Below are 25218 nucleotides of genomic sequence, written 5' to 3'. Positions count from 1 at the left end.
ATTTAGTTAGCTATTGGACCACTTGGATTATTGTCCCAAAACACTGGCTGGGCCTGATTGGGCTTCTGGCTAATGTTTGAGTTTGTATTTACCGCATTTGAAGGGTAGTACATTGATCTTGGAAAATCCCCTGGATTTGGAGATCTATTGGCTTGCACGGTTGTTGGATAACCTGTTCTTCTATAAAAATTATAAGGCTCAACTCCATTACCAAAGCAGGCTATAAAAAATTGTTCTCCCAAAACATCCCATTTACCATCAGCTGTAGCTGCGTCCCAGGCTGCTCCTATTGAGGATACAAATGAATCTACAGTCGCTTGATCGGGAGCAAATGAAAAATCCGCACTTGGATCTAACGAACTAAAAGATTGAACCTTGGTTATCGATTTATTGACGCCTTCCAGCAATGCTGCTCTGGCTGCGGTTAAATCGTTACTAGCTAAACGTACTTCAGCTATCATAAAGTCTACCCAAGATGCAGTCAAAATAGGTGATATTCCTGCGCCGAGGCCACCTTGTCCAGGACCAATACCTTGAAATGTATCGTCATCAAAGCGACCTCCGAAAGGATAAACTCCCCACATGGTCACAAAGAATGCATCAGGATCTCGACCATCGTTTTGTCCATGGTCTCTTCCCCAATATCCGTTTGGCAGATTACAGAAGGTGAACCCACCATCAATATAATGTTGTGGAGGAGATTGTGTTGAACATCTAATGGTTTCTTGGTTTGGTGGAATCTCCTGCCCTGGCACAGCAGCTGTCTGCCGATAAAAGTAATACCGAATTCGCGGATCATTCGAGACTTGCATTTCATTCATCAACCAATTAGAGACAAAATCAGAAGCGCCGGTCGGGGTATAGTTAAAGCCGTACCTAGGATGACGCGTATCTGGGTTGGATGCGCTTGTCCCTGGCCACGAATACTGAAAATCCTCAGAGGAGTCGGTAATGTAATTTCCGGAGGCGATAATGGCATTAAAACTTGATATGGCATTTGCATCCACCAAACGTGTCTGATAGTATATTTTCAACTTCAGGGTATTAGCAGCCTTTATCCACATACCATAATCATTGGCATAAAAAACATCTGTACTTGGCTCATCACTTGCAGTAGTTCCAAAATTTACTATTGCCTCATCGATTAAATCCAGTGCCGCTTGATATACCTCTGCTCCTGAATCAAGTTTTGGATTAAGGATACCTTCTTCACCCTTGAATGCTTCACTATATGGTATATCTCCAAAGAAATCTACCAAGCTCACGATAAGATATGCCTCAATAAATTGTGCTATAGCGATATGATGAGTTTGACCGGCTTCTTCAGCCAATCCGTTCATAATATTTATATCTTGAAGGATGCCAGTATAAGCATTTGTCCATTCGTCTGTGAAATCAGAATCCTGATAAACCGATTGATAGTTTTGAGAATTACCGTTGTATAATGCCCCAGTTCTGGTCAATTCCATACCATGCAGGTTAAAACCATCGCCGTTAGTGGCGCCTCCAGAAACCCAGTTATCATTTACATCAAAGTCGGCGTTACCTTCCAACTGTCTTACAAAATCTTCCTGAATGGAATTCAAAAAGAAATCAACACTTGCCTGCTCTGGTGCTAGGGCATTGGGGTCTTGAGTTATATCTAGCTCTGTACTTTCGCATCCACCTATAAACAGCCCTAAAGCGGCCAATGGAATCAGTATATATCTATTTGTTGTTTTCATCTTTTTCATATTTATTAGAATGTGGCTTTTACACTTAGACCATACCTTCTTGAACTTGGTCCATTAAGGAAATCGAACCCAACTCCGTTTCCAACACCTAAACCTGACGTATTTGGGTCAAAGTTTGCACCATTTGGAGTGTTGATAGCATCATACCAAAGGTTTTGCCCCGAAACAGTAAAAACCAACGAGCCAAAAGGTGTTTTGTCTAAGAATTTTTCAGGCATGCTGTAAGCCAAAGAAACTTCTTGTAGCCTTATAGTGGTAGCGTCATATACTTGAAGTTCACTTGGACCAAAGAGGACATTGGTAAAGTAAAAATCAGAGTTGTTTATCTGGATATTGTTCGGTTGCCCGTTCGGACCTATTCCGTCTAAGACAAAGGACTCTCTTCTATTTAAGGTCTCTGGGATCAACCCTCTTCCCAATAAAGTGGAAATAGTACTGGAATAGATATCACCACCTTGAGTATAGTTCATTTGAAAACCAAGGGTAAAATTGTGGAAAGAGAGGGTGTTCTGTAGGTTCGCCACCCAGTCTGGGTTAGGATCACCGATTACACCATTGTTTGGGTCTTGCTGAAAATTTCCCTGAGCGTCAATGACCAATTCTCCATTAGCGGTACGTTGAACTTGTGACCCAAAGAAAACACCTAATGGTTCTCCTGGAATAGCTGCATTACCCAAGTTTGCAAAACCAGAATAGATAACTTGATCGGTATCAATACCTAAATCAGTTACAGTGGTTTCGTATGCGGTAAAGTTTAAATTGGTATTCCAGTTTAAGCCCTTATCGTTGCTTCTTATCCAAGTCACCCCTAAATCTGCCTCAATACCCTCACCGTCAATTTCACCAACATTGGTATCTGTAAAAGTAAAACCTGTTGAAGGATCCAATGGCCTTCTTACAATAAGGTCCTTGGTGATTCTTTTATATACAGAAACATCAATGGTGATTCTGTTATCAAGAAGGGCAGACTCGATTCCAAGCTCGATCTCAGAGACTGTTTCTGGTTGTAGGCCAGGGTTTCCTAAAGTTTGGCCTGAGGTATTGCTCACTATATTCGTTCCACCTCCTGTTTGGTTGTCGTTGGTCACCAAAACAAGTGTCGATGCTATTGGATAAGGATTAAAGGTGTTAAAACCTGCTGAGGTTCCATACCCAGCCCTTAGCTTTAAGTAATTTAAACCATTTTGACTCTTTAAGCCATCTATAGCTTCGGTTGGAATAAATGATAAACTAGCACTTGGATAAAAGAGGCTTCTATTTTCTTTGGAGAAATTGGAAGCCCAGTCATTTCTGCCTGATAATGTTAGATAAAGGAAGTTGTCATAATCAAAGTCTAACTGTCCATAAACCCCTACCAGATTTCTCTCGGTGAAAAATTGGATTTCATTGTTGTTTAAGTAGTTAAAGTGCCGCAGCACACCAAATACTTGCTGACCATCACTGGCAATTCCATTTTGGTCAAACACTTCTCTTCGGGAAGTCCCCCCAACGTTGAATGCGAATCCAACTTTGGTGGTTAAATCGTAATTACCCGTTAATACAAGGTTATGATCCCAAATGGTATTGGTGTTGTTCCAAGTGGAGTAGACTCCGCTCAACAGTCTTGCATCTCCACTATTACTGTTTACCCCACCTCTATTTTGGAAGTTTAAATTGTTTTCACTGTAATTATCCAGTCCAACACGATAGTTTATGTTCAAATGATCATTGATATCATAGCTAATACTCGCATTTCCAAACACTCTGTTGGTTGCTTGATCGGTTCCCGAATTCGCAATAGTCCATAAAGGATGCTGAATACTGTTGTCTTGTCTATAATAAACTGATCCGCCTGTAATGGGATTTTCAAAGGGAAGCGCATCAAAATTTATACTTCTAGGGGTAAACCATAAATCTCCAAAAATAGAAGAACCTGTGCCGGTAGCCCCGTTACCATTACTAAGGGCAACTGGAGGCGATTTAAACTTGGTCAAGGAATAATTCAATGTTCCAGAAATCGTGAATTTGTTCGAAAGCTGTGCAGAACCCCCTATGGAAAGATTGTTTCTAATTATCGAGTTTCCGGGTGTAAATCCTTGATCCTCTAAATGTCCATAGTTTGCATTATAAGTGATTTTTCCATCTTCTGAAGAACCCCGTGCGTTAATAGAGGTATTAAGTACCGTACCTGTTTTGAAGAGGTTTTTTACACTATTATAAGGCCGCCATTCGTATCGAGAAGTTGCAAATTCTGGAAAGGCTTGCGGAATTCCTGTTGCTGGAGCCGCTGTTGAATAAGGATGTGGAAGGGTCCCCTGTTGATCAAAGGAGCTATCATTTCCCCAACCATCTACACCACCTCTATTAAAACTTGGGCCCCAGTTACTAAAGAACCACCCAAAAGATTGGTCAAAACCATTTCCATATTCATTTTGATAATCGGGAAGAGAGGCTATTTCGTTAAAGAAAAGAGAAGTACTTACCGTAATCTCAGATTTTTTGGAAGCACTTTGTGAAGCTTTACCACCTTTGGTGGTAATCAGAATTACACCGTTCTTTCCTTGCGAACCATAGAGAGTTGCAGCTGCAAGGCCTTTTAACACGTTTACACTTTCAATATTATTTGGATCCAAGTCCAAAAAACGACTAGATCCATTATTTCCATTAATAAAGGTTCCTTGAGGATTAGTGTCATTGCTAAATGGCACGCCATCTACAATGAACAATGCTTGATTACTGGTACTAAAGGAGTTTAATCCTCGAATGATAATGTTTGTGCCGGAGCCTGAAAGTCCACTTTGCTGATTGATTTGTACACCCGAAGCCTTTCCGGTGAGGATTCTTGCAATATCACCCTCTGATTTTTGCTCCAATTGTTCCGAACCTACTTCAGCAACTGCGTATCCAAGAGCCTGCTTCTCTTTTTGGATTCCAAGGGCGGTAACAACCACTTCTTGAAGGGCTTGCGCATCCTCACGCATTTGCACGTTGATAACACTTCCAGACCCAACAGATCTACGCTCTTCGCGTTGACCTATATAGGTATACAATAGTGTTTGCCCTTCTGCGGCTTGGATGCTGTAGTTACCGTCGAAATCTGTTTGGGTTCCGTTACTGGTACCCTGAACAACAATGTTAACACCTGGAAGCGGCAAACCCGCTTGATCAATGACCTGGCCAGTGATCTGCTTGTTTTGGGACCATGCCGATATGGCACAGAAAAATGCCAGAACCAACGGTCGCACTAGTTTCTTTACTTTCATAAATAAAAAGTTTTGTTAGTAATTAATGAGTTAGCGCAACTGAGAAAGGTAGGAGGAAGAAGCTTAAGGAATAGCTAATTCAAATAATCAAAAAATGAGAACAAAACTTTATTTTGGATAGTCGCTCGTCATTAAATGGTAAGACATCTCACCGTCCTACCTTACAATTGCAACGTAAAAGAATAGAAATCGAAATGCGTACCTGATAACGCCCATGCGGATTTACAGATTATCCGACGTAAGTTGACATTTACAAACAGGTAAAAAATTTATTAAACCGCGTCGAGGTCACGGATTTTTATATCTACATCGTGAATTTTACAGCACAGCGAAGGGATACTATTTAAATAGAATTACTATCGCTCCTATCGCAGTAACAACTAGAATGAACCTTTTGTAATTTCGTTCATTGATTTTTTTCACAATAAAAACTCCGGAGAGAAGTCCTAAAGCAAGAGCAGGTAAAAGCTTTAAATCTATCAGTAAAGATTCAATAGAAATCGTTTTCCAAACAAAAATGTGAAAGGGTAGTTTGAATGCATTGGTGATTAAATAGAGCCAAGCAGCTGTGCCTACGAACTCGTTTTTGGGTAGGCGCATGGCCAAAAAGAAAATGTTGGTAAAAGCACCCGCTAAATTACCGATCATGGTACACACTCCTGCCACAATTCCAATAGGACCTGCAAACGCCCAGTGTGTGGGAATGTTGGTAGATTTTCGTCTGTCCCACCAGATCAATAAGAATAAGCTTATAAAAATGACGATAACCATGCCTAACTTAAATTCTTTTTCCGGCAAATCTTTACCTATAAAGACACCGATTAAAATTCCGGAAATCATCCATGGGAGAAAACGCAGAATGTATTTCCATTGCGTATGCCGATTATAGTACAGCACGGCAACAATATCACCAACAAGTAAAAGCGGCATTATTAAACCCGTGGATTCCCTAGCGCCAAAAGCCAAAGCCAAAAGTGTTACGTTGAAGGTGGCAAGGCCTTTTAGGCCCGCTTTGGATGTCCCCATTAAAAAAGCCGCTGTTGCGCCCAATATCCATGCAACAAACGTAGGTTCAGAAGTCATATGTATAACCAAAGCAGGTGTTTAGCGAACAAAAAGCAAAGGTATTTCAAAAAAACTTTACCTTTAGTAACTTACCAATTAATAACCAACATGGACATTCAAACTTTAGATTATGTAATAATCTTCGGATTCTTTGCAATTGTACTTTTCATAGGAATCTACGTTTCAAAAACATCAGGAAAAAGCTCATCTGAATATTTTTTATCTGGTCGAACAATGCCATGGTGGCTATTGGGCCTTTCCATGGTGGCTACCACTTTTTCAACGGACACACCAAACTTGGTAACTGATCTGGTTCGTACGAATGGGGTCTCAGGAAATTGGGGCTGGTGGTGTTTCTTGGTCACTGGAATGTTAACGGTATTTGTTTATGCCAAACTCTGGAGAAAATCCAATGTAAAAACCGATTTGGAGTTTTACGAGTTGCGATATGGTGGAAAAGCAGCTAGTTTTTTACGCAAGTTTAGAGCGGTTTACTTAGGGGTGATCTTTAATGTGATCACTATGTCGGCGGTTACGCTTGCAGCAATAAAAATTGGAGGCGTTATGTTGGGCCTCGAACCATGGGTGACTGTGGTCGCAGCAGGTCTGATTACGGTAATATTTAGTGCTCTCGGAGGATTTAAAGGAGTAGTTTATAGCGACTTCTTGTTGTTTTTTGTGGCGATGGCGGGTGCAATTGGGGCAGCATACTATTTAGTTAACCTACCTGAAGTAGGGGGAATTCAGGCTATTATCGAAAATGAGAATGTTAAGGATAAAATGAGTATTCTGCCGGATATGAGCGACACAAAGGCTGTCATAACCCTCCTGGTAATACCTCTTGCAGTACAATGGTGGAGTTCTTGGTATCCTGGCGGGGAACCAGGAGGAGGTGGATACATCGCCCAGCGAATGTTAGCTGCAAAGAATGAGAATCATGCCATTGGGGCCACCTTCTTTTTTAACATCATGCATTACGCCCTAAGGCCTTGGCCATGGATTTTGGTTGCTTTGGCTTCATTAGTGGTTTATCCTGATATTGCAAGCATACACGAAGCTTTTCCAAATGTTGCCGCGGATAAATTGGGTCATGACTTGGCCTATTCCGCAATGCTGACAAAACTGCCAAGTGGATTGTTGGGTGTTGTTTTGGCTTCATTGGTTGCCGCATATATGAGTACAATTTCGACCCAATTAAATTGGGGGTCATCCTATATCGTTTTTGATTTTTATAAACAGCAGATAAATCCTAATGCAAGCGAAAAGCAGATGGTGGCTGTAGGTAGAATTTCAACTGCTGTGTTGATGGTATTGAGTGCTTTTCTAGCCCTTGCGATGCAAAATGCGATGGGAATTTTCAATTTGTTACTTTCATTTGGTGCGGGTACTGGCCTAATCTTTATTTTAAGATGGTTCTGGTGGAGAATCAATGCATGGAGTGAGATAACGGCAATGTTCGCGTCTGGGATATTGGCGATTCTTTTGGAGACCACTTCCTTGAGAGAAGTTCTTTTTGGCGTCGAATCCGGGTTATTGCCAGATTGGGGTGAACTGCCATTTATAATGATAGTGACCACCGTGATATGGTTAACTGCAACCTTTGTAACACAACCTGAAACTAAAGAAGTATTAAGAAGTTTTTACCAGAAAATACAACCAGGAGGTCCAGGATGGTCAAAAGTTGTTGATGAAGCTGAGATGGACAATGTTCAAATTGTTGAATCCAACGAAAAATGGAGTGTACCTTCGGGAATTACGGCAATGCTACTAGGTGTTGTGCTAATTTATTCCATAATGTTCGCAACCGGATATTGGATTTATGGCGAAACTAATTTGGCACTAATTCTTACTGGGGTATCAGTTATTTCTGGAATTTTGCTCATTAGGGCATGGAATAGAATAAAAGACAACGTATTATAGCGCACTATGAAAAATAGGGTATTATCTGTAGATATTTTTAGGGGAGCCACCATTGTTTTAATGATTTTGGTGAATACCCCAGGAACGTGGTCCAATGTTTATGCACCTTTGTTGCATGCAAAATGGCATGGGTATACCCCTACCGATTTAGTGTTTCCTTTTTTCCTTTTTATAGTTGGGACATCCATTGTGTTTGCTTATAAAAACAAGGAAGCAAATGCGACGACCTATAAAAAGATATCCATAAGAGCATTAAAACTAATTGGATTGGGGCTTTTTTTAGGGGCCTTTACAATCAGTTTTCCATTTATAAAAGAGTTTGCACAAATTAGATTCCCTGGCGTGCTTCAACGAATTGGGGTCGTGTTCTTTTTTGCTGCCATTCTTTTTTTGAATCTTGATTGGAAAAAACTGGTCGTTACCGCGATCATTCTCTTAATAGGATATTGGCTTTTGATGGTATTCGTTCCCGTGGAAGGAGTTGCATCGACCCTAGAAAGAGCACCGAACAACTTCGCAAATTATTTGGATGTAAACGTATTCGGAACACATAATTATAAACCTGATTACGACCCAGAGGGCCTATTGAGCACAATTCCCGCCATTGTCAGTTCTATTTTGGGCATTTTTACCGGACTTATTTTGACCTCGAAACAAGAAAAAAAGACCATGATACTTTTTGGATTGGGAGGTTCACTTCTAATAGTCGGACATCTATGGGACTTGTTCTTTCCAATCAACAAAGCGTTGTGGACAAGCAGTTTTGTATTGGTAACTGCCGGATGGGCCAATGTGGTATTGGCTTTGATTTATTATTTGACCGATGTCAAAGGGATAAAGTTCGGAAGTATATTCCGATATGCTGGAGCGAATGCCATAGTAGTGTATTTCCTTTCCAGTTTTATTACCAAACTGTTTTATTCCATAAAAGTTGATGGAGATACCTCATTGCACGGATGGCTCTTCAATAAGATTTATGTCCATGATTTTATATCTATGGAATTTTCATCTTTGCTCTATGGACTAAGCGTAGTGGCTTTTTATTGTTTGTTAGCCTATGTTCTATATAAAAGGAAGATTTTTATAAAAGTGTAGGATCAGGGTATTGAGATGCTAGTCCATTTGGCTATTAGTCAAATTTCTTGATTACTTTTTCTACCCGCTTTCTTTTTGTTTCTTTCTCAATATCATCCAACCTTGATATAAGCATTTCTATAAAAAGAGTTTTATTCTGGTCATTGATTATTGGCATTGCCCTTTCGGCATACATTGGCAGTTGATTTGTGGGGCTTTTCAGAAGTTGTTCAATCAACAGAGGAAAAGTGTTTTCTGCATAATCTTTTATGGAACACAGTGTTATTAAAATGTTCACGGCATGGTCTTTAGTGATAACAGAACCCTTGTCCGCTGCTAAAAGTATGACAGGAAGCTCTTTATAAATTTCTTTTGGACGATTCCGTGTAATGGTGCCGAGTGCCATCATAGCGCCCCATTGAAGCCTATTGTTTTTGCTAGATAGTTGAGCAATAAACTCATTGATATGGTTAGAAATAAGGTTGGGTTCCTGTTCGCCTATTTCATAAAGCACCTTGATACAATCATTTTGAATGGCTTTTTTATTGGAAAGGTTTTCAAACAATACTTTGACGGCTTGCTTATCCTGTGATGATACAATTTCTTTGGCTAACTCTTGATTGGGGACTTCATCTCTTCGATCAAGTGATGATGCCAATTTATCAATAACACTCATTTCAATTTTCTTTGGTAGTGACTAACTATTGTTTGACTTCTATAAGCCTCGCCACATATTTTCCAATCACATCAAACTCTAGATTTACCTTTGTGCCTACTTTATAAGAATGAAATCGAGTATGTTCCTGTGTATATGGAATAATAGCCACACTGAAACTGTCCTTTTTTGAATCAACCACCGTGAGGCTAACCCCATCAACGGTAATAGATCCTTTTTCAATCGTGACATTGTTCAAAGAGGAATCATAAGCAAAACTGTAGATCCAACTTCCATCTTTTTGCTCAACTAAAATGCAATTTGCGGTTTGGTCCACATGTCCCTGCACTATATGCCCATCCAATCGAGCCCCCAATTTCATGGCGCGCTCTAAATTGACCAAATCTCCATGCCTTAGGTCATCCAAATTTGTTTTGCTCAGGGTTTCTTCGATGGCAGTCACCGTATAAGAATCAGCATCCATAGCCACCACCGTCAAACATACCCCGTTGTGCGCGACACTTTGGTCTATTTTAAGTTCATGGGTGATTTCGGAGGTGATGCTTATATGCAAATTTCCTCCATCGTTTTCCAACTTGGTCACCTTGCCTAAAGTCTCAATAATGCCTGTGAACATGAATCTTTTTAATTAAGTAGTTTTGCAGTGTAAATGTAGCCATATCGGCAGTGATTATATGAAAGAAAAAGGAAAAATTAGGCTCGGAATCTCAATAGGGGATTTAAATGGAATTGGGTGTGAGGTCGCATTGAAAACTTTTGAAGACCCAAGGATGTTGGATTTTTGCACCCCAATTATATTTGCTTCGAATAAGACAATCTCTCAACAAAAATCCGATTTGGGAGTTAATATTGCATTTAACGGAATTCGAGAAGCTTCCCTGGCTACCGAAGGAAAGATCAATGTTGTAAATGTTTGGAAGGATGCTCCTAAAATTCAATATGGAGAGGCTACAGATGATGGCGGAAAATTTGCGATTAGTTCTTTGCGTGCTGCCGTCACTGCATTGAAAAATGACAAGATAGATGTCCTGGTCACGGCCCCAATCAATAAAAATAACATCCAGTCAGAGGATTTCAACTTTCCCGGTCACACGGATTTTCTTGCCCAAGAACTAAATGGTGAAAGTCTCATGTTCATGGTCGCAGGCAGTTTAAGGGTAGGCTTGCTTACTGATCATATTGCGGTAAAAGATGTAGCTGAGGCAATAACCCCCAAGCTTATTAGGGACAAAGTTATGACCATGGAGAAATCCTTAAAAATGGATTTTGGCATACGACGACCAAAGATTGCTTTGCTTGGCATAAATCCACATAGTGGAGATAACGGAACTATTGGCGAAGAGGACGATAAGATTCTTAAACCTGCCGTCCAGGAATTGTTCAATAATGGCATTTTAGCATATGGGCCCTATTCGGCAGATAGTTTTTTTGGTTCCAATTCTCATCAGAATTTCGATGCCATTCTAGCAGCATACCATGATCAAGGCCTTATACCTTTTAAAACACTTTCCTTTGGAAAAGGTGTTAACTACACAGCGGGACTGGACAAAGTACGTACTTCTCCAGACCATGGCACGGCATATGAGATTGCTGGAAAAGGCGAAGCTGACGTTGGCTCGTTCAAAGAAGCGGTATTTGCTGCAATTCAGATTTTTAAGAATAGAGAAGATCATATAGAACTCAATAAAAATCCATTGCAAAAGCAAAAATTAAAAAAGCCAGCGAAAAGTTAGCTAACTAGCGTCAGAATTATTGAAATTGGATTGGAGTTTTCCAAATAAGTAGTATCTTTGCCCCCGCCTTTAGAGGCTGGTACACAAACCTTAAGTGTAGAAATGATGAAGCTGAAGGAATTTTTTATTCCGTTTACGGGACTAAAATTAGGGAAGCATGAGTTTGGGTATCAAGTTGACAATACGTTCTTTGAATCTTTTGAATACCGAGAATTTAATGCTGCCTCTATAAGCGCTACCGCCATATTGGAAAAATTGAACAATATGATGGAGTTGGATATAGAAGCTAGCGGAACGGTAAATGTAGATTGTGATTTAACGGGGGAACCTTTTGACCAACCTGTTAGCGCAAAATTACATCTTGTTGTAAAATTCGGGGAAGAATACAATGATGAAAATGATGAAATTTTAATCATTCCCCACGGCGAGTACCAAATCAACATTGCACAATACATTTATGAAATGTTGGTATTGGCCGTCCCTCAAAAAAGGGTACATCCTGGGGTATCTGACGGAACGTTGAAGTCAGAAATCTTAGACAAGCTGGAAGAATTACAGCCAAAAGAAAGCAAAGAACAAACAGAAGGTACAGATCCCAGATGGGACGATTTAAAAAAGTTACTAACGGACAAATAGGTTTATAATGGCACATCCTAAAAGAAAAATATCCAAAACCAGAAGGGATAAAAGAAGAACTCATTACAAGGCAACTGCGCCTACAATTGCCAAAGATTCTGTGACAGGTGAAATGCACTTGTTCCATAGAGCACATTGGCATGAAGGAAAGTTGTACTACAGAGGACAGGTTTTGATTGACAAGACAGAGGAAGAAACTGCTGCCTAGTTCAAAGCACTTCAAACAATATTCGACTCCCGTTTTTTATTTAACGGGAGTTTTTTTATGGAATTAGGTTAATTTCAAAAACTATCCATTTTTTGGTCAAAAGTCATATAAAATGACTAATTTTCACCGCTTTTGCGTCAAATATGGGCGTTTTTGACAAAAAAAGACACTAATATGAAAAAAACAACAGCAGCAATTACAGCTGTAGGAGGTTATGTTCCCGACTTCGTTTTATCCAATAAAGTGTTGGAGACAATGGTGGATACCAATGATGAATGGATTACTACGAGAACTGGAATAAAAGAACGTAGAATCCTAAAAGGTGAAAACAAAGGGACTTCATATTTGGCCATAAAGGCCGCAGAAGATTTACTACAGAAAAGTGGGGTGGATGCAGCCGAAATTGATTTCGTTTTGGTAGCCACTGCAACTCCTGATCTTCCAGTCGCAGCAACAGCAGCTTTTGTTGCTTCAGAAATAGGTGCGGTCAACGCTTTTTCTTATGACCTGCAAGCAGCATGTTCAAGTTTCCTATACGGAATGTCCACTGCGTCGAGTTATATTGAATCTGGAAGGTATAAGAAAGTATTATTAATAGGCGCTGATAAAATGTCATCTATAATTGATTATACAGATCGAACAACTTGTATAATTTTTGGAGATGGTGCCGGAGCGGTTCTTTTTGAGCCTAATGAAGAAGGACTCGGATTTCAGGATGAGCATTTGCGCACTGACGGTGTAGGACGTCAATTTTTGAAGATAGAAGCAGGAGGATCTATCCTTCCGGCATCTGAAGAAACGGTAAAAAACAAACAGCATTTTGTATTTCAAGATGGAAAATCCGTGTTCAAATTTGCAGTTTCAAATATGGCAGATGTTTCAGCTTTGATTATGGAACGTAATGGACTGACCCATGAAGATGTGAATTGGTTGGTACCACATCAAGCTAACAAGCGAATTATTGATGCCACAGCCAGACGAATGGGACTTGACAACGATAAGGTGATGATGAACATCTATAAATACGGAAATACTACCTCGGCAACGCTACCTCTATTGCTTCACGATTACGAAAAGCAATTGAAAAAGGGAGACAATCTTATTTTTGCTGCCTTTGGAGGAGGATTTACCTGGGGTTCCATTTATTTAAAATGGGCATATAATTCTTAACTTAACAACTAACTGACTAAATCATATTCCATGGACATTAAGGAAATTCAAAGTTTAATCAAGTTTGTGGCCAAGTCTGGTGCCAGCGAGGTAAAGCTTGAGATGGAGGACGTTAAAATAACGATTCGCACAGGAAGTGCACCATCAGCTCCAGAAACTACAATTGTACAACAAATTCCAATGGCGCAAGCCCCAGCCGCACCCGTTGCACAAATTCCTGCCGCAGAACAGGCGGCTCCGGCTAAGGAGGAAAGCCCTGCGGACTCAGCTGAGGATTCAAAATATATTACTATTAAATCTCCCATCATTGGAACCTTTTACAGAAAACCTTCTCCAGATAAACCAGTATTTGTTGAGGTAGGAAGCACCATCAAACCAGGAGATGTACTTTGCGTAATTGAAGCAATGAAACTTTTCAATGATATTGAGTCTGAGGTTGCTGGTAAAATTGTAAAGGTTTTGGTTGACGATTCATCTCCGGTAGAATTTGACCAACCTCTGTTTTTGGTTGACCCCTCTTAATTCAAATTAAATACCCAAGTTCCAATTACCATTGAATATCGTATGGAATTTGGAAATTGAGCATTGAAAATTCAAGGTATTATGTTTAAAAAAATATTGATTGCAAATAGGGGAGAGATTGCACTTCGGATTATTCGAACCTGCAAGGAAATGGGCATCAAAACTGTGGCTGTGTATTCAAAAGCTGATGAAGAAAGTCTTCACGTACGTTTTGCGGACGAAGCTGTATGTATTGGACCAGCACCAAGTCATGAGTCCTATTTAAAAATACCCAATATTATTGCGGCAGCAGAAATTACAAATGCAGATGGGATTCATCCTGGATATGGATTTCTTTCGGAGAATTCCAAATTCTCAAAGATTTGTAAAGAACACGAAATAAAATTCATTGGTGCATCCGGAGAACAGATTGACAAAATGGGAGACAAGGCTACGGCCAAGGAAACCATGAAAAAAGCCGGAGTACCATGCGTGCCCGGATCAGACGGTCTATTGAAGGATGTAGCCGATGCTAAAAAGACAGCCAAAAAAATGGGCTATCCTGTTATGATCAAAGCTACAGCAGGTGGTGGAGGTAAGGGAATGCGTGCTATTTGGGCTGAGGAAGAAATGGAAAGCAATTTCGAAAGTGCGGTCCAAGAGGCAACTGCGGCATTCGGCAATGGCGGAATGTATATGGAGAAGTTGATTGAGGAGCCTCGCCATATCGAGATCCAAGTTGTAGGGGATCAATACGGAAAAGCCTGCCATTTGTCGGAAAGAGATTGTTCCGTTCAACGTAGACATCAAAAGCTTACTGAGGAAACACCGTCTCCATTTATGACCGACAAATTGCGCGAAGAAATGGGGAAAGCTGCTGTAAAGGCTGCAGAATATATTAAGTATGAAGGTGCCGGAACCGTGGAGTTTTTGGTGGACAAACACCGAAATTTCTACTTCATGGAGATGAATACCCGTATTCAAGTAGAGCATCCTATTACCGAACAAGTTGTGGATTACGATTTAATACGTGAGCAGATTTTGGTGGCTGCAGGAGTTCCGATTTCAGGAAAAAATTACTTCCCAAAACTGCACTCCATTGAATGCAGAATTAATGCGGAAGACCCTTACAATGATTTTAGACCTTCACCAGGAGTTATTACAACACTTCATACTCCAGGGGGACATGGTATTCGTTTGGATACGCATGTGTACAGTGGATACAGAATCCCACCTAACTATGATTCCATGATTGCAAAGCTTATTACCACAGCCCAAACACGAGAAGAGGCTATCAATAAAATGAGAAGAGCTTTGGACGAGTTTGTTATTGAAGGAATAAAAACAACGATTCCGTTTCATAGACAATTAATGGAACATCCAGATTATTTGGCTGGAAACTATACCACCAAGTTTATGGAAGATTTTGAAATCGACCCAAAATATCAAGATTAAATTAGCCCCGATGAAAGTCGGGGTTTTTGTTTTATGGAACTAAGCTATTGGGAATATAAAACCTGGTTATCAGATGTAGATTTCACTGTGATTGGCAGTGGAATAGTTGGACTTAATTGTGCCCTACATCTTAAAGAAAAACACCCCAATTGTAAAGTTCTTATCCTGGAAAAAGGAGTATTGCCCCAAGGCGCTAGCACAAAGAATGCGGGTTTTGCATGCTTTGGAAGTATTTCAGAACTTTTGTCAGATCTTGAAAAGCATACAGAGGAAGAGGTCTTCGGTTTGGTGAAAAAGCGATGGCAAGGAATTCAGCTAACACGCCAACTTTTAGGAGATAAAACCATTGGGTTCCACCAACACGGAGGTCATGAACTTTTTTTGAATAACGACGTAGCATTGTACGAGCGATGTTTAGAAGGGATTGACGGACTAAATAATTTGTTAGCACCAATCTTTGGTGAAAAACCATTTCAAAAAACTACAAACTTCTTTGGCTTTGAAACTATCTATGACACTTTTATTACCCAGACGTTTGAAGCTCAGTTAAACACCGGAATGCTGATGAACGGCTTGCTTAAAAAAGCGCTAGACCTCGGCATTCACATTTTAAACGCAGTTGAGGTTATAGAATTTAATGATTCAAATGCCAAGGTTTCAATTCATACCGACGCTTTTTCTTTTAAAAGTAAAAAGGTCTTTGTGGCTACCAATGGATTTGCAGCAAAGCTGCTCAAAAATGAAGCCGTTCTTCCTGCTAGGGCTCAGGTATTGGTGACCAAACCCATAAAGGAATTAAAAGTAAAAGGTACTTTTCATTTGGATGAAGGGTACTATTATTTCAGAAATATTGATGATCGTATTTTACTCGGTGGTGGTCGAAACCTTGATTTGAAAACAGAGGAAACCACGGAATTTGGACAAACAGAACGAATACAGAATAAGCTAGAGGAACTACTTCAAACCGTAATTTCACCCAACCAAAAAGTTGAAGTAGAGCATCGCTGGAGTGGAATTATGGGCGTGGGCATGCAGAAAACCCCCATTGTAAAACCTATTTCCAACAATGTGTATTGCGGAGTTCGTTTGGGAGGTATGGGCGTTGCCTTGGGCAGTTTAATAGGCAAAGAATTGGCCGAATTGGCCGATTAAGGATAATCCTGAGTCCCTTCCTACCAAAATATCAGACTGAAGTAAAAGAGAAGCAACTGATTACAATCCATGGCGGTTTTCCTGAACCTATAATCTTTACCAGTCTATGGGCGTTTGAGTCTTATTAATTATATACTTTATTACCTGCTGCTATTAGACTAAATTAAGTCAATGAAGGCTGATTACCTTTGTAATTACCCATTTTCCATCTTCATTTTTCCAAACCAAAATAAATTTACTTGCTTTTGACTTAGCATTTGGTTCTTGATTATTATAAAATTTGTGATATCCAATTTCTATTGCTCCATAATCTTTTATTGGATAAACTTCAATGCTTCCTTCAAGTAAAGTTCTGGTAACTTTTCCACAAATATTTTCTTCAATCGCTGCAAGCACATCTTGTTTTGAAGTAGAGACACCTCCTTTGTCATGAAAGAACTCAAGATTTTCCGAGTATAGTGATTTTTGCTTCTCCATATCACATGAGTTATAGGCATCAAAATATTCTTTATCTAAAGCAACAATAATATTATATAGTTCTTTATTTATCGGAGTATATTCAGTTTCTAAAACTTCTTTGTAAGTTTCTTGTGCTTGTATTGATTGAATAAAGCATAAAAATGATAAAATAAGAATTGATGTAATCTTTTTAATGTTCATTTGAGCGCTAATTATGGGTTGTTGTTTGCTTGCAGGTAACGATTAAGATATTTCTCGTTTTAATGAGCTATATGGACCGATAAGTGCGTGTTTTTTAAACCATTCTCCCATCCAATAGATTAATAATTCTGGAACCATAAGATGCATTTTTTTCAGAATGCGTCACTTGGATAATGGTGACTCCCTCTTCATTAAGTTGTTTGAAAAGTGACATAATTTCTTCACCCTGTGCCGAATTTAGATTTCCTGTAGGCTCGTCAGCCAAAATTAGTTTGGGATTTGAAATTAATGCTCGCGCAATACCAACGAGCTGTTGTTGGCCTCCGCTGAGTTGAGCTGGGAATAGGTCCTTTTTCCCCACTATATTGAATCTATCGAGCATATCCGCCACCATAGCTTTTCGTTCAGACCCTTTGAATTTTTTATAAAGCAAAGGCATTTCTAGATTTTCCTTTACTGTGAGTTCATCCAATAAATGGTATGATTGAAAAACGAAACCGATATACTCCTTATATAAATTGGCTCTATGTTTCTCCTTTATGGAATGAACCGATTCATCCAAAAAATGGTATTCTCCTTCATCAAATCCATCCAACATGCCAATGACATTGAGCAATGTTGATTTTCCAGAACCCGAAGGTCCCATTACGGAAATAAATTCCCCTTCTTCAACGGTGAGGTTGATATCTTTTAGCAGAAAAATACGTTGTCCGCCTGAGTTCACCCATTTGAAAATATTGTTTAATTGTAGTAGCATTGTCTTATTATTTTATTTTTAATTAGAAGATTACTCCTCCCGTAATCCATCCACTGGATTTCTATTTGCCGCCTGTATTGCTTGACTCCCCACTGTTAACATGGCTACGGCAAGCGCTGTTACACCAGCTGCCAGAAAATACCAAAACCGCAAAGGAATATGATAGGCAAAACTTGAAAGCCAATTATTTGTGACTAAATAGGCAATGGGCAAGGCGATTAAAATGGCAACCAATACCAATTTAGCGAAATCGCTTGAAAGCATAACAGTCACCTCAGCAACAGTTTGCCCAAGAACTTTTCGCACACTGATTTCTTTTTTTCTTCTTTCGGCTGTGAACATGGCCAAACCAAAAAGACCCAAACAAGAAATTAAAATAGCCATTCCCGCAAAATATTTTGATAGGGTGGCAACACGCTGTTCCGATGCATAAAGTGCTTTATAGTTGTCGTCCAAAAATTCGTACTCGAATATAAACCCTGGATTAAAAGATTGATAAATCTTATGAATTTGTTCAATAGCATCCCTCTCTTTTCCAGCCTCAATTCGGACCATTACCTTGTTCACTTGAGGCATAATAGCCATGAACAGGGGTTCAACTTTGTCATGCAACGATTTAAAATGAAAATCCTTTACAACTCCGATTATTTCTATTCTACCCTCTACAATTTTGCCAATCGGATCTTCCAGTCCCATTGCCTTTATTGCCGTTTCGTTAAATATCATTCCAATGCTGTCACCGAACGCTCTATTAAATCCACGACCTTCCACTATTTCCATATCCATTGTTTCAATAAAGTCGTAATCCACGCCCACAATTTGAAAATTTATTTCACTGTCTGGATCCATTCCTTCCCATTCTAAAGAAGTACTCCAGTTGTGACCGATCATGCTATGGGTAGTACTTGATGCGTTTTTAATTCCAGGTAATTGTTTCAGTTCGGCTAAAAATGTTGGCAACTGTTCCTTTACCTTGCCTTCTGCCTTAAAATAGACAATGTTGTCCTTGCTATATCCTAAATTTTGGTTTTGGGCAAATTGGATTTGATTGTAAACTACAATAACGGAAACAATCAAAATAATGGAAAGCGCAAACTGTACAACAACCAATCCCTTTCTAGTCCATAACTCTCCTAAAGATCTGTTGAGTTTACCTTTAAGGACGGTTACCGCATTGAACCCTGAAAGATAAATAGCAGGATAGCTGCCCGCCAAAAGACCTGTAATGAAAGTAATGCCCAGTGTTAGCAAAACAAGATTAAGATCAAATGATAATGTCAATTGTTTTCCGACAATAGTATTAAACCGAGGAAGAAGTAAAACAACTATAGAAAGGGCGACCAATAATGACATAACTGACATTAAAACAGATTCGCTAAGAAACTGGAACAGGAACGTTTTTCGTTTTGCCCCAACCGCTTTCTTTACCCCGATCTCTTTTAGTCTTTTGGACGCCCTTGCTGTAGACAAGTTCATAAAATTAATACATGCGATAATCAATATTAAAATCGCTATCATTGAGAACAACTCAACATATTCAATACGACCTCCAACCTGTTTTCCGTTTTTATAGGTTCCATGAAGATAATGTTCTGAAAATGGAATCAAGATTGATTTTCTAAGGTCATTTTCATTTATTTCGTTTCTGATTTTTGCCACTTTGGCGTTAAGTGCATCAATGTTGGTCCCTTCTTTCACCGTCAAATAAACTTGGGGGCCGGTGCTACCCCAATGGTCTGTGTTTATGGAATTCCAAGGAGCTTCATCTTTATAAGCCTTATCCGACAGCACAAAATCGAATTGCATTGTGGAATTGGGTGGCACGTCTTCAAAAATTCCTGAAACCTGGAATTGTCTACTTTTTTCATATTCTATTGACCTACCTACGACGTTCTCGACGGTACCAAACAGTTTTAACGCCAAACCTTTGGAAATAACGATGGAGTTTGGATCTGCTATTACCTGGTTCTTATCCCCTTGGATTAAATTGTAGGAGAAAATATTAAAATAGTCCTTACTTACTAGCTGTCCTAATGCTTTTAGATTTTGATCTCCTACCGATAAGGCGTGTTTGCCAAACCAACTTGGGTCAATCGTAACTGCCGCATATTCAACTTCTGGCATTTGTGCCACCAAATACTCGGCCATTGGAGCCGAAGATTCGACCATGGTTTGAATACCATCACTAAACTGAAGATTTTCGGCTACTTGATAAATTCGATCATGATTTTCATGAAACTTATCTACTCCTAGTTCATCATTTACCCAAAGAGCAATGAACAGAGCACAGGCCAATCCTGTTGACAACCCAATGATATTGATTAAAAAAGAACTTAGATTTCTTTTGATGTTCCTAAAAAAAAGTTTGATGTTGTGCTTTAACATGATTTCTGATTTTTTTGATTGATGGTCAAAATCTAGAGAGATTATTCATCTCTTAAAGAGTCTACAGGATTGGCAATAGCAGCTTTAAAGCTCTGCCAACTAACTGTTAGAAGGGCAATACTGAGAGCAGTGAAGCCTGCCAAAGCAAAAATCCACCAACTCATGGTTGTTCTATAGGCAAAACCTTCCAGCCATTTATGCATAGCAAACCACGATATCGGTATTGATATAATAAAAGCTAACCCTACCCACTTCACAAAATCTTGATTGAGCAATTGTAGAATTTGTGTAATTGTTGCCCCATTGACCTTTCGAACACCTATCTCTTTTTTTCGCTGGATGCAGGTATAGGATGTTAGCCCGAATAGGCCTAATGAAGCAATTAGTATAGCCAAAATGGTAAATATCTGAAAAGCCTTAGCGAACTTTCGGTCTTCGTCGAACAATGCCTCGAACTTCTGATCCAGAAAGGTGTAGTTATATGTGCTAACAGGAAAAACTTGATACCATGTACGCTCTAGCTCAGCTAACGCCTTATCGGCCCCAGCCATAGTACTGGCCTTTTTATCCAACTTTACAAGAATATTCTGGGTGTTTCTGCTGTGTCTAATAATAATGGGAACAACGGCAGACTTCATTCCAAGATGATTGTAATCTTCAACTACTCCGCTAACGGTCCAATCTTGACCCCAAAATTTGATAGTCTTGCCAACAAGATTCTTCACATCTACGACACCCATAAAACGAGCCATCTCTTCATTGACCACCACATTATGACTCCACTTTTCTGAGGTTTGTAGAAAGGTACCCCCAGCCACGAACTCCATTCCCATCAGACTAAAATAATCGGGGTGTGCCCCATAATTGTACCAAATGTGGGTTTTATCAGTATGTCCATCTGGAAAGGTAAGTTCAATATTGGAACTCATGTTGGAGAAATCATCTCCAGGATATGTGCGAGCTACACTAACGTCTGCTACATAAGGATTTCTTTTAAGTTCCTCCAACAGTACATCAAAATCCTTATAATATATTGAATCGTAAGCTCGGTCCAATACCTGGCCGTTCAATGCTACTATCTGATTGAGGTTTGCACCAATAGGTTGGTTTTTTAAATGTTGAATCTGCTTGTTGGCTACAAAAGTGCCCACCAAAAGAACAATAGTTGCAATAAATTGGCATACGATGAGGCCTTTCCTAAAATTGAGACTGCTTTTTGAAGTCTGTGCCTTGCCTTTCAATACTTTGGAGGGACTGTATTTACTCAAGACAAACGCTGGGTAAAAAGCTGCCAAGGAAACTCCCGCTACCAAAACAACAAAATAGGGCAGCATAGACTTTAGCTCTAAGGAACTAAAACCTAAGTTTTGCTCGATAAACCTATTAAAACTGGGAAGTAAAATATAAACAGCCATAATTGCCAATACAACGGCTATGGTGTTTATTAAAGCGGATTCCAGTAAAAATTGCCAGACCAATTGCGGCCTTTTAGCTCCGACAACTTTACGAATGCCAATTTCTTTGGCCCGCTCCAACGATTTACTGGTGGAAAGGTTCATATAGTTTATCCAGCTCAGCACGAGGGTGATAAAAGCAATAATTGCCAAAAGTTTAACGCTACTGGCACTACCATTGGCCTCAGCTTCATAAGGCTTGTTAGAATGCAAGTGAATATCTTCAATGGGTTCCATATGATGCCTTTCCTTGAACTCAAATCCCTCAGGCACAAAGGCCATTATTTTTTGATTTAGCAGCTCCGCATCAGTATTTGACGCAACCTTTACATAAGTGTAATATTCATTTTGGTTCCAGGTGTATTTCCAATCGTTCTCAAATATTTTCCAGGTATAAAATGTTTTAAAGGAAACAAGTAGGTCATTTTTAATGTGGGTGTTTCGATTGGTATTGTCCATGACTCCGGTTACCGTAAAAGTTACGGAGTCATCTCCTGCGATTTTAATAGACTGTCCAATGGGATTCCTACTGCCAAACAGTTTTTGGGCAACTAGTGTGCTTAGCACCACAGAATACGGTTCATTGAGTGCAGTAGCTTCATCACCCTTGACTAAACCATGGTCAAAAACATCAAAATATTCGGAATCTGCCAGAGATCCTATGATGCCATCATATGGGGTATTATTATGCATTACCACTAAATTTCGAATTCGTCTAAACCGAACAAAACTTTCGATTTCAGGAAATTCGTCCTTTAAGGTCGGTGCGCTTACGATATATGAATTAGCATCTCCGGGCACATATTCCCCTCCTTCAAAATAATCCATAAAGACACGATAAACGTTCTCGGAACCTTCAAACTTGTCGTAGCTTCTCTCATAATTTACGTAGAGCATGATAAGCACAAAAGAAGCAATGCCAATGGTCAACCCAAAAATGTTGATATATGAGTATAGCTTATTTTTAAGCAGATATCTTGTGGCAATTTTTAGATATAATTTCAACATTGTTCTTTGGTTTTAGCTTATTCTGTTCGTAGACTTTTTATGGGGTTAACCAATGATGCCCTTATAGATTGAAAGCTCACGGTTGACAAAGCAATGAACAAGACCATAAATCCGGCTGCAAGGAATACCCACCATTGAATTTCTATGTGAAATGCAAATTCTTGCAACCATTGGTTCATTCCGAACCAGGCAATCGGTATTGCTATTATAAATGCAATGAATACTAATTTTAAGAAATCTTTGGAAAGCATATTGACCAGGCGTACGGCACTGGCACCTAAGACTTTTCTTATACCAATTTCTTTAAAACGTTGTTCGGTCATAAATGCTGACAAACCGTAAAGGCCCATACATGAAATGAAAATCGCAAGGAGAGCGAATACATTAAAAATGGTCCCCATACGTTGTTCACTTTGGTACTGGGCATCCAAATCGCCATCCACAAAATTATAAGTGAGCGGATAAGCGGGATTTAAGCGACCGTAAATATCTTTCAAAGCGGCAATGGTGCTCTCGGTTGTTGTGGGAGCGGCTTTAATTACGGCAATAGAACCAAACTCTTTATTTTGTATCAGAAGGGGCTCTATGGCATATTGAAGAGGTTTGTAGTTAAAATCTTTTACAACACCTATTATAGTGCCTTTGTCTTCTCTAAAAGTTAGGCTTTTGCCAACTGCAGTTTCCGCATCGTACCCCATAATGTCTGCGGCGGTTTCATTAATTAAATAGTCGTTGTTTTCTGTGGAGGTCTTCGAAAAACTTCTTCCGTTGGCCAGTTTCATTTGAAAAACATCCAGAAAATTTTGATCTGTGACCAAGCTTGGAAAAAGTACTTGCGAATCAGGGTCTTTGCCATCCCAATGAATATCAAAATCCCCAGTTATTAAATTAGCTGGCAAATCGGCCACAATAGAGAAATTGCTGGTTAATGGGTTCTGGTTGAGAGCTGATCTTAGGGCCTCCTGCTTTCCCCACATTTCACCTTCCATTGGCACGTAGATAAGATTGGATTTGTCGTACCCTAGATTTTTATTCTTTATAAAATTCAATTGGTTGTAAATAACCATGGTGCCAATCAGCAGTAAAACCGATACTACAAATTGAGTGATTACCAATCCATTTCGAAAAACAAGATTGTACTTGGAAAGCTTCAGTCTACCTTTTAAAACTTTGATCGGCTTGAACCCCGATAAAAATAATGCAGGATAGCTGCCAGAGATTAAACCGGTGATAAGGGCAATAGCTAAAAGGGAAACCCAAAGATTATTATCGCCTAAGCTAAACAACAGTTCCTTTTGGGCAAGATTATTAAAGGCCGGTAGAAATAAATACACGATACCAACCGCTAGGATTAGAGAAATAAATGAAATCATAAGCGATTCCCCTAAAAACTGAAATATTAACTGACGACGTCCAGCACCAATTACTTTTCTCAAACCAACTTCTTTAGCTCTTCTAGCGGAGCGTGCAGTTGCCAGGTTCATATAATTAATACAGGCTACGATTAAGATAATGAAGGCAGCAATAAAAAAGATGTTTACATATAAAACATTTCCGTGTCCTGGAAGATCTATCTGCAAATTGGACCTTAAATGAATATCCTTTAAAGCTTGTAAATTGAATGTGATTACAAACTCGGGTTGTCTTTTGGCATAGATTTGATTAATCTTTTCGATTACTATGTTTACATCGTCTTGGGAAGAAATAGCGCCTTTTTCGAATTGGAAATATCCATAAAAATTAAAGCTGTCCCATACCTTATTGATGAGGTCGTTATCAGTTTTTGCGAGATATGCCATTGGCATGATCATATTAAACTGCAAATGTGAATTGGGCGGGACATCGGCCATTACCCCAGTAACGGTAAAGATGTCACGATTGTCTATTTTAATGGTCTTCCCTAAGGCGTTTGCCGATCCGAAGAATTTTTTCGCTGTTTTTTCTGTAATCAAGATACCATCTGGTTTGGCAAGCGCGGTTGTTGCATTTCCTTCGATGAGTGGAAAGGTGAACATATCCAAAAAATTGGAATCAGCGTAAAAAATGGGCTCCTCCTTGAATTTCTGATTGTCTATCTCCACCAAAGCCTCGAAGGGCGCGCTTAAGCGAAGACTAGATGTTATCTCTGACACTTGATCGGGAATCTGCTCAATCATACCCGCAGGACTTACCGCAGCTTTGAAATCTTCATTTGCTATGGCAGTTAACCTATATATTTCATCTGAATTGGTGTGAAAGGTGTCGTAGCTGGATTCATTTTGGACCCATAGTAGAATTAGGATACTACAAGCCATTCCTATGGCTAATCCGCCTAGGTTTAATAAGGAGTACCATTTGTGCTGAATAAAATTTCGCCAGGCAATTTTCAAATAGTTCTTGAACATGATTT

At 39.5% G+C, this 25218-nt stretch carries 19 protein-coding genes; 9 read left to right on the top strand and 10 right to left on the bottom strand.

The genetic code is table 11. The annotated features are described in order from the left end of the window. Positions 1–2: 2 nt before the first annotated feature. The 3 genes from ACOKFG_RS02625 to ACOKFG_RS02615 form a co-directional block, all read right to left on the bottom strand. A complete protein-coding gene (locus ACOKFG_RS02625; protein ID WP_299487131.1) occupies positions 3–1724 on the bottom strand; it encodes a SusD/RagB family nutrient-binding outer membrane lipoprotein in 1722 nt (573 codons plus the stop codon). A 14-nt stretch (positions 1725–1738) separates the two neighbouring features. Beyond that, on the bottom strand, positions 1739–4975 hold the full coding sequence (locus ACOKFG_RS02620) for a SusC/RagA family TonB-linked outer membrane protein (RefSeq protein ID WP_298792626.1): 3237 nt from the start codon (positions 4973–4975) through the stop codon (positions 1739–1741). Between the two features lie 339 nt (positions 4976–5314). Further along, positions 5315–6070 (bottom strand): sulfite exporter TauE/SafE family protein, encoded by a 756-nt coding sequence (locus ACOKFG_RS02615; RefSeq protein WP_299487134.1) that lies wholly within the window; start codon positions 6068–6070, stop codon positions 5315–5317. 78 nt (positions 6071–6148) lie between these two features. Here ACOKFG_RS02615 and ACOKFG_RS02610 point away from each other — a divergent pair, with 78 nt between their 5' ends. Together ACOKFG_RS02610 and ACOKFG_RS02605 are read left to right on the top strand one after the other, a co-directional pair. After that, entirely contained in the window at positions 6149–7960 is a 1812-nt protein-coding gene (locus tag ACOKFG_RS02610; RefSeq protein ID WP_299487136.1) for a sodium:solute symporter family protein, read from the top strand. A 6-nt stretch (positions 7961–7966) separates the two neighbouring features. Beyond that, a complete protein-coding gene (locus ACOKFG_RS02605; RefSeq protein ID WP_298792620.1) occupies positions 7967–9055 on the top strand; it encodes a DUF5009 domain-containing protein in 1089 nt (362 codons plus the stop codon). Between the two features lie 34 nt (positions 9056–9089). Here the strand turns inward: ACOKFG_RS02605 and ACOKFG_RS02600 are convergent, their stop codons facing one another. After that, complete coding sequence (locus ACOKFG_RS02600; protein WP_298792618.1) at positions 9090–9710, bottom strand: hypothetical protein; 621 nt, start codon at positions 9708–9710, stop codon at positions 9090–9092. A gap of 25 nt (positions 9711–9735) precedes the next feature. Continuing rightward, positions 9736–10326: a riboflavin synthase gene (locus ACOKFG_RS02595; protein ID WP_298792616.1), complete on the bottom strand. Its 591-nt coding sequence runs from the start codon at positions 10324–10326 to the stop codon at positions 9736–9738. A 58-nt stretch (positions 10327–10384) separates the two neighbouring features. Between ACOKFG_RS02595 and pdxA the strand changes: the two genes are divergently transcribed. From pdxA to ACOKFG_RS02560, 7 genes are all read left to right on the top strand, one after another. Continuing rightward, entirely contained in the window at positions 10385–11443 is a 1059-nt protein-coding gene (pdxA, locus tag ACOKFG_RS02590; protein ID WP_298792613.1) for a 4-hydroxythreonine-4-phosphate dehydrogenase PdxA, read from the top strand. A gap of 102 nt (positions 11444–11545) precedes the next feature. Next, the gene (locus tag ACOKFG_RS02585; RefSeq protein WP_298792611.1) at positions 11546–12079 is read left to right on the top strand and encodes a DUF177 domain-containing protein; all 534 of its coding nucleotides are present in this window, start codon (positions 11546–11548) and stop codon (positions 12077–12079) included. 7 nt (positions 12080–12086) lie between these two features. Beyond that, on the top strand, positions 12087–12287 hold the full coding sequence (gene rpmF / locus ACOKFG_RS02580) for a 50S ribosomal protein L32 (protein ID WP_097044276.1): 201 nt from the start codon (positions 12087–12089) through the stop codon (positions 12285–12287). A 174-nt stretch (positions 12288–12461) separates the two neighbouring features. Further along, complete coding sequence (locus ACOKFG_RS02575) at positions 12462–13457, top strand: beta-ketoacyl-ACP synthase III (RefSeq protein WP_298792606.1); 996 nt, start codon at positions 12462–12464, stop codon at positions 13455–13457. 30 nt (positions 13458–13487) lie between these two features. Continuing rightward, positions 13488–13979: an acetyl-CoA carboxylase biotin carboxyl carrier protein gene (gene accB, locus ACOKFG_RS02570; RefSeq protein ID WP_422861806.1), complete on the top strand. Its 492-nt coding sequence runs from the start codon at positions 13488–13490 to the stop codon at positions 13977–13979. An 81-nt stretch (positions 13980–14060) separates the two neighbouring features. Further along, positions 14061–15413, top strand: coding sequence for an acetyl-CoA carboxylase biotin carboxylase subunit (accC, locus tag ACOKFG_RS02565; RefSeq protein WP_298792602.1), 1353 nt, complete (start codon positions 14061–14063; stop codon positions 15411–15413). Between the two features lie 33 nt (positions 15414–15446). Beyond that, positions 15447–16565 (top strand): NAD(P)/FAD-dependent oxidoreductase, encoded by a 1119-nt coding sequence (locus ACOKFG_RS02560; RefSeq protein ID WP_422861805.1) that lies wholly within the window; start codon positions 15447–15449, stop codon positions 16563–16565. A gap of 168 nt (positions 16566–16733) precedes the next feature. Here ACOKFG_RS02560 and ACOKFG_RS02555 read toward each other — a convergent pair whose 3' ends face one another. From ACOKFG_RS02555 to ACOKFG_RS02535, 5 genes are all read right to left on the bottom strand, one after another. Further along, on the bottom strand, positions 16734–17225 hold the full coding sequence (locus tag ACOKFG_RS02555; RefSeq protein ID WP_422861804.1) for a nuclear transport factor 2 family protein: 492 nt from the start codon (positions 17223–17225) through the stop codon (positions 16734–16736). Between the two features lie 94 nt (positions 17226–17319). Continuing rightward, positions 17320–17982: an ABC transporter ATP-binding protein gene (locus ACOKFG_RS02550; RefSeq protein ID WP_299170867.1), complete on the bottom strand. Its 663-nt coding sequence runs from the start codon at positions 17980–17982 to the stop codon at positions 17320–17322. Between the two features lie 30 nt (positions 17983–18012). After that, positions 18013–20367: an ABC transporter permease gene (locus tag ACOKFG_RS02545; RefSeq protein ID WP_422861803.1), complete on the bottom strand. Its 2355-nt coding sequence runs from the start codon at positions 20365–20367 to the stop codon at positions 18013–18015. 41 nt (positions 20368–20408) lie between these two features. Further along, on the bottom strand, positions 20409–22829 hold the full coding sequence (locus ACOKFG_RS02540; RefSeq protein ID WP_422861802.1) for an ABC transporter permease: 2421 nt from the start codon (positions 22827–22829) through the stop codon (positions 20409–20411). A gap of 17 nt (positions 22830–22846) precedes the next feature. Then, a complete protein-coding gene (locus ACOKFG_RS02535) occupies positions 22847–25213 on the bottom strand; it encodes an ABC transporter permease (protein ID WP_422861801.1) in 2367 nt (788 codons plus the stop codon). Between the last annotated feature and the right edge of the window lie 5 nt (positions 25214–25218).

It is taken from the genome of Flagellimonas rhodophyticola (genome assembly GCF_049332665.1).
Classification (GTDB): Bacteria; Bacteroidota; Bacteroidia; order Flavobacteriales; family Flavobacteriaceae; genus Flagellimonas.
This window is presented reverse-complemented; position numbering and strand designations above follow the sequence as displayed.

Coding starts and splice junctions, on each gene's coding strand:
- ACOKFG_RS02575 (WP_298792606.1), top strand. CDS start 12,462: ATGAAAAAAACAACAGCAGCAATTACAGCTGTAGGAGGTTATGTTCCC.
- ACOKFG_RS02585 (WP_298792611.1), top strand. CDS start 11,546: ATGATGAAGCTGAAGGAATTTTTTATTCCGTTTACGGGACTAAAATTA.
- ACOKFG_RS02625 (WP_299487131.1), bottom strand. CDS start 1,724: ATGAAAACAACAAATAGATATATACTGATTCCATTGGCCGCTTTAGGG.
- pdxA (WP_298792613.1), top strand. CDS start 10,385: ATGAAAGAAAAAGGAAAAATTAGGCTCGGAATCTCAATAGGGGATTTA.
- ACOKFG_RS02620 (WP_298792626.1), bottom strand. CDS start 4,975: ATGAAAGTAAAGAAACTAGTGCGACCGTTGGTTCTGGCATTTTTCTGT.
- accC (WP_298792602.1), top strand. CDS start 14,061: ATGTTTAAAAAAATATTGATTGCAAATAGGGGAGAGATTGCACTTCGG.
- ACOKFG_RS02555 (WP_422861804.1), bottom strand. CDS start 17,225: ATGAACATTAAAAAGATTACATCAATTCTTATTTTATCATTTTTATGC.
- ACOKFG_RS02610 (WP_299487136.1), top strand. CDS start 6,149: ATGGACATTCAAACTTTAGATTATGTAATAATCTTCGGATTCTTTGCA.
- ACOKFG_RS02595 (WP_298792616.1), bottom strand. CDS start 10,326: ATGTTCACAGGCATTATTGAGACTTTAGGCAAGGTGACCAAGTTGGAA.
- ACOKFG_RS02545 (WP_422861803.1), bottom strand. CDS start 20,367: ATGTTAAAGCACAACATCAAACTTTTTTTTAGGAACATCAAAAGAAAT.
- ACOKFG_RS02605 (WP_298792620.1), top strand. CDS start 7,967: ATGAAAAATAGGGTATTATCTGTAGATATTTTTAGGGGAGCCACCATT.
- ACOKFG_RS02535 (WP_422861801.1), bottom strand. CDS start 25,213: ATGTTCAAGAACTATTTGAAAATTGCCTGGCGAAATTTTATTCAGCAC.
- rpmF (WP_097044276.1), top strand. CDS start 12,087: ATGGCACATCCTAAAAGAAAAATATCCAAAACCAGAAGGGATAAAAGA.
- ACOKFG_RS02550 (WP_299170867.1), bottom strand. CDS start 17,982: ATGCTACTACAATTAAACAATATTTTCAAATGGGTGAACTCAGGCGGA.
- ACOKFG_RS02600 (WP_298792618.1), bottom strand. CDS start 9,710: ATGAGTGTTATTGATAAATTGGCATCATCACTTGATCGAAGAGATGAA.
- ACOKFG_RS02540 (WP_422861802.1), bottom strand. CDS start 22,829: ATGTTGAAATTATATCTAAAAATTGCCACAAGATATCTGCTTAAAAAT.
- accB (WP_422861806.1), top strand. CDS start 13,488: ATGGACATTAAGGAAATTCAAAGTTTAATCAAGTTTGTGGCCAAGTCT.
- ACOKFG_RS02560 (WP_422861805.1), top strand. CDS start 15,447: ATGGAACTAAGCTATTGGGAATATAAAACCTGGTTATCAGATGTAGAT.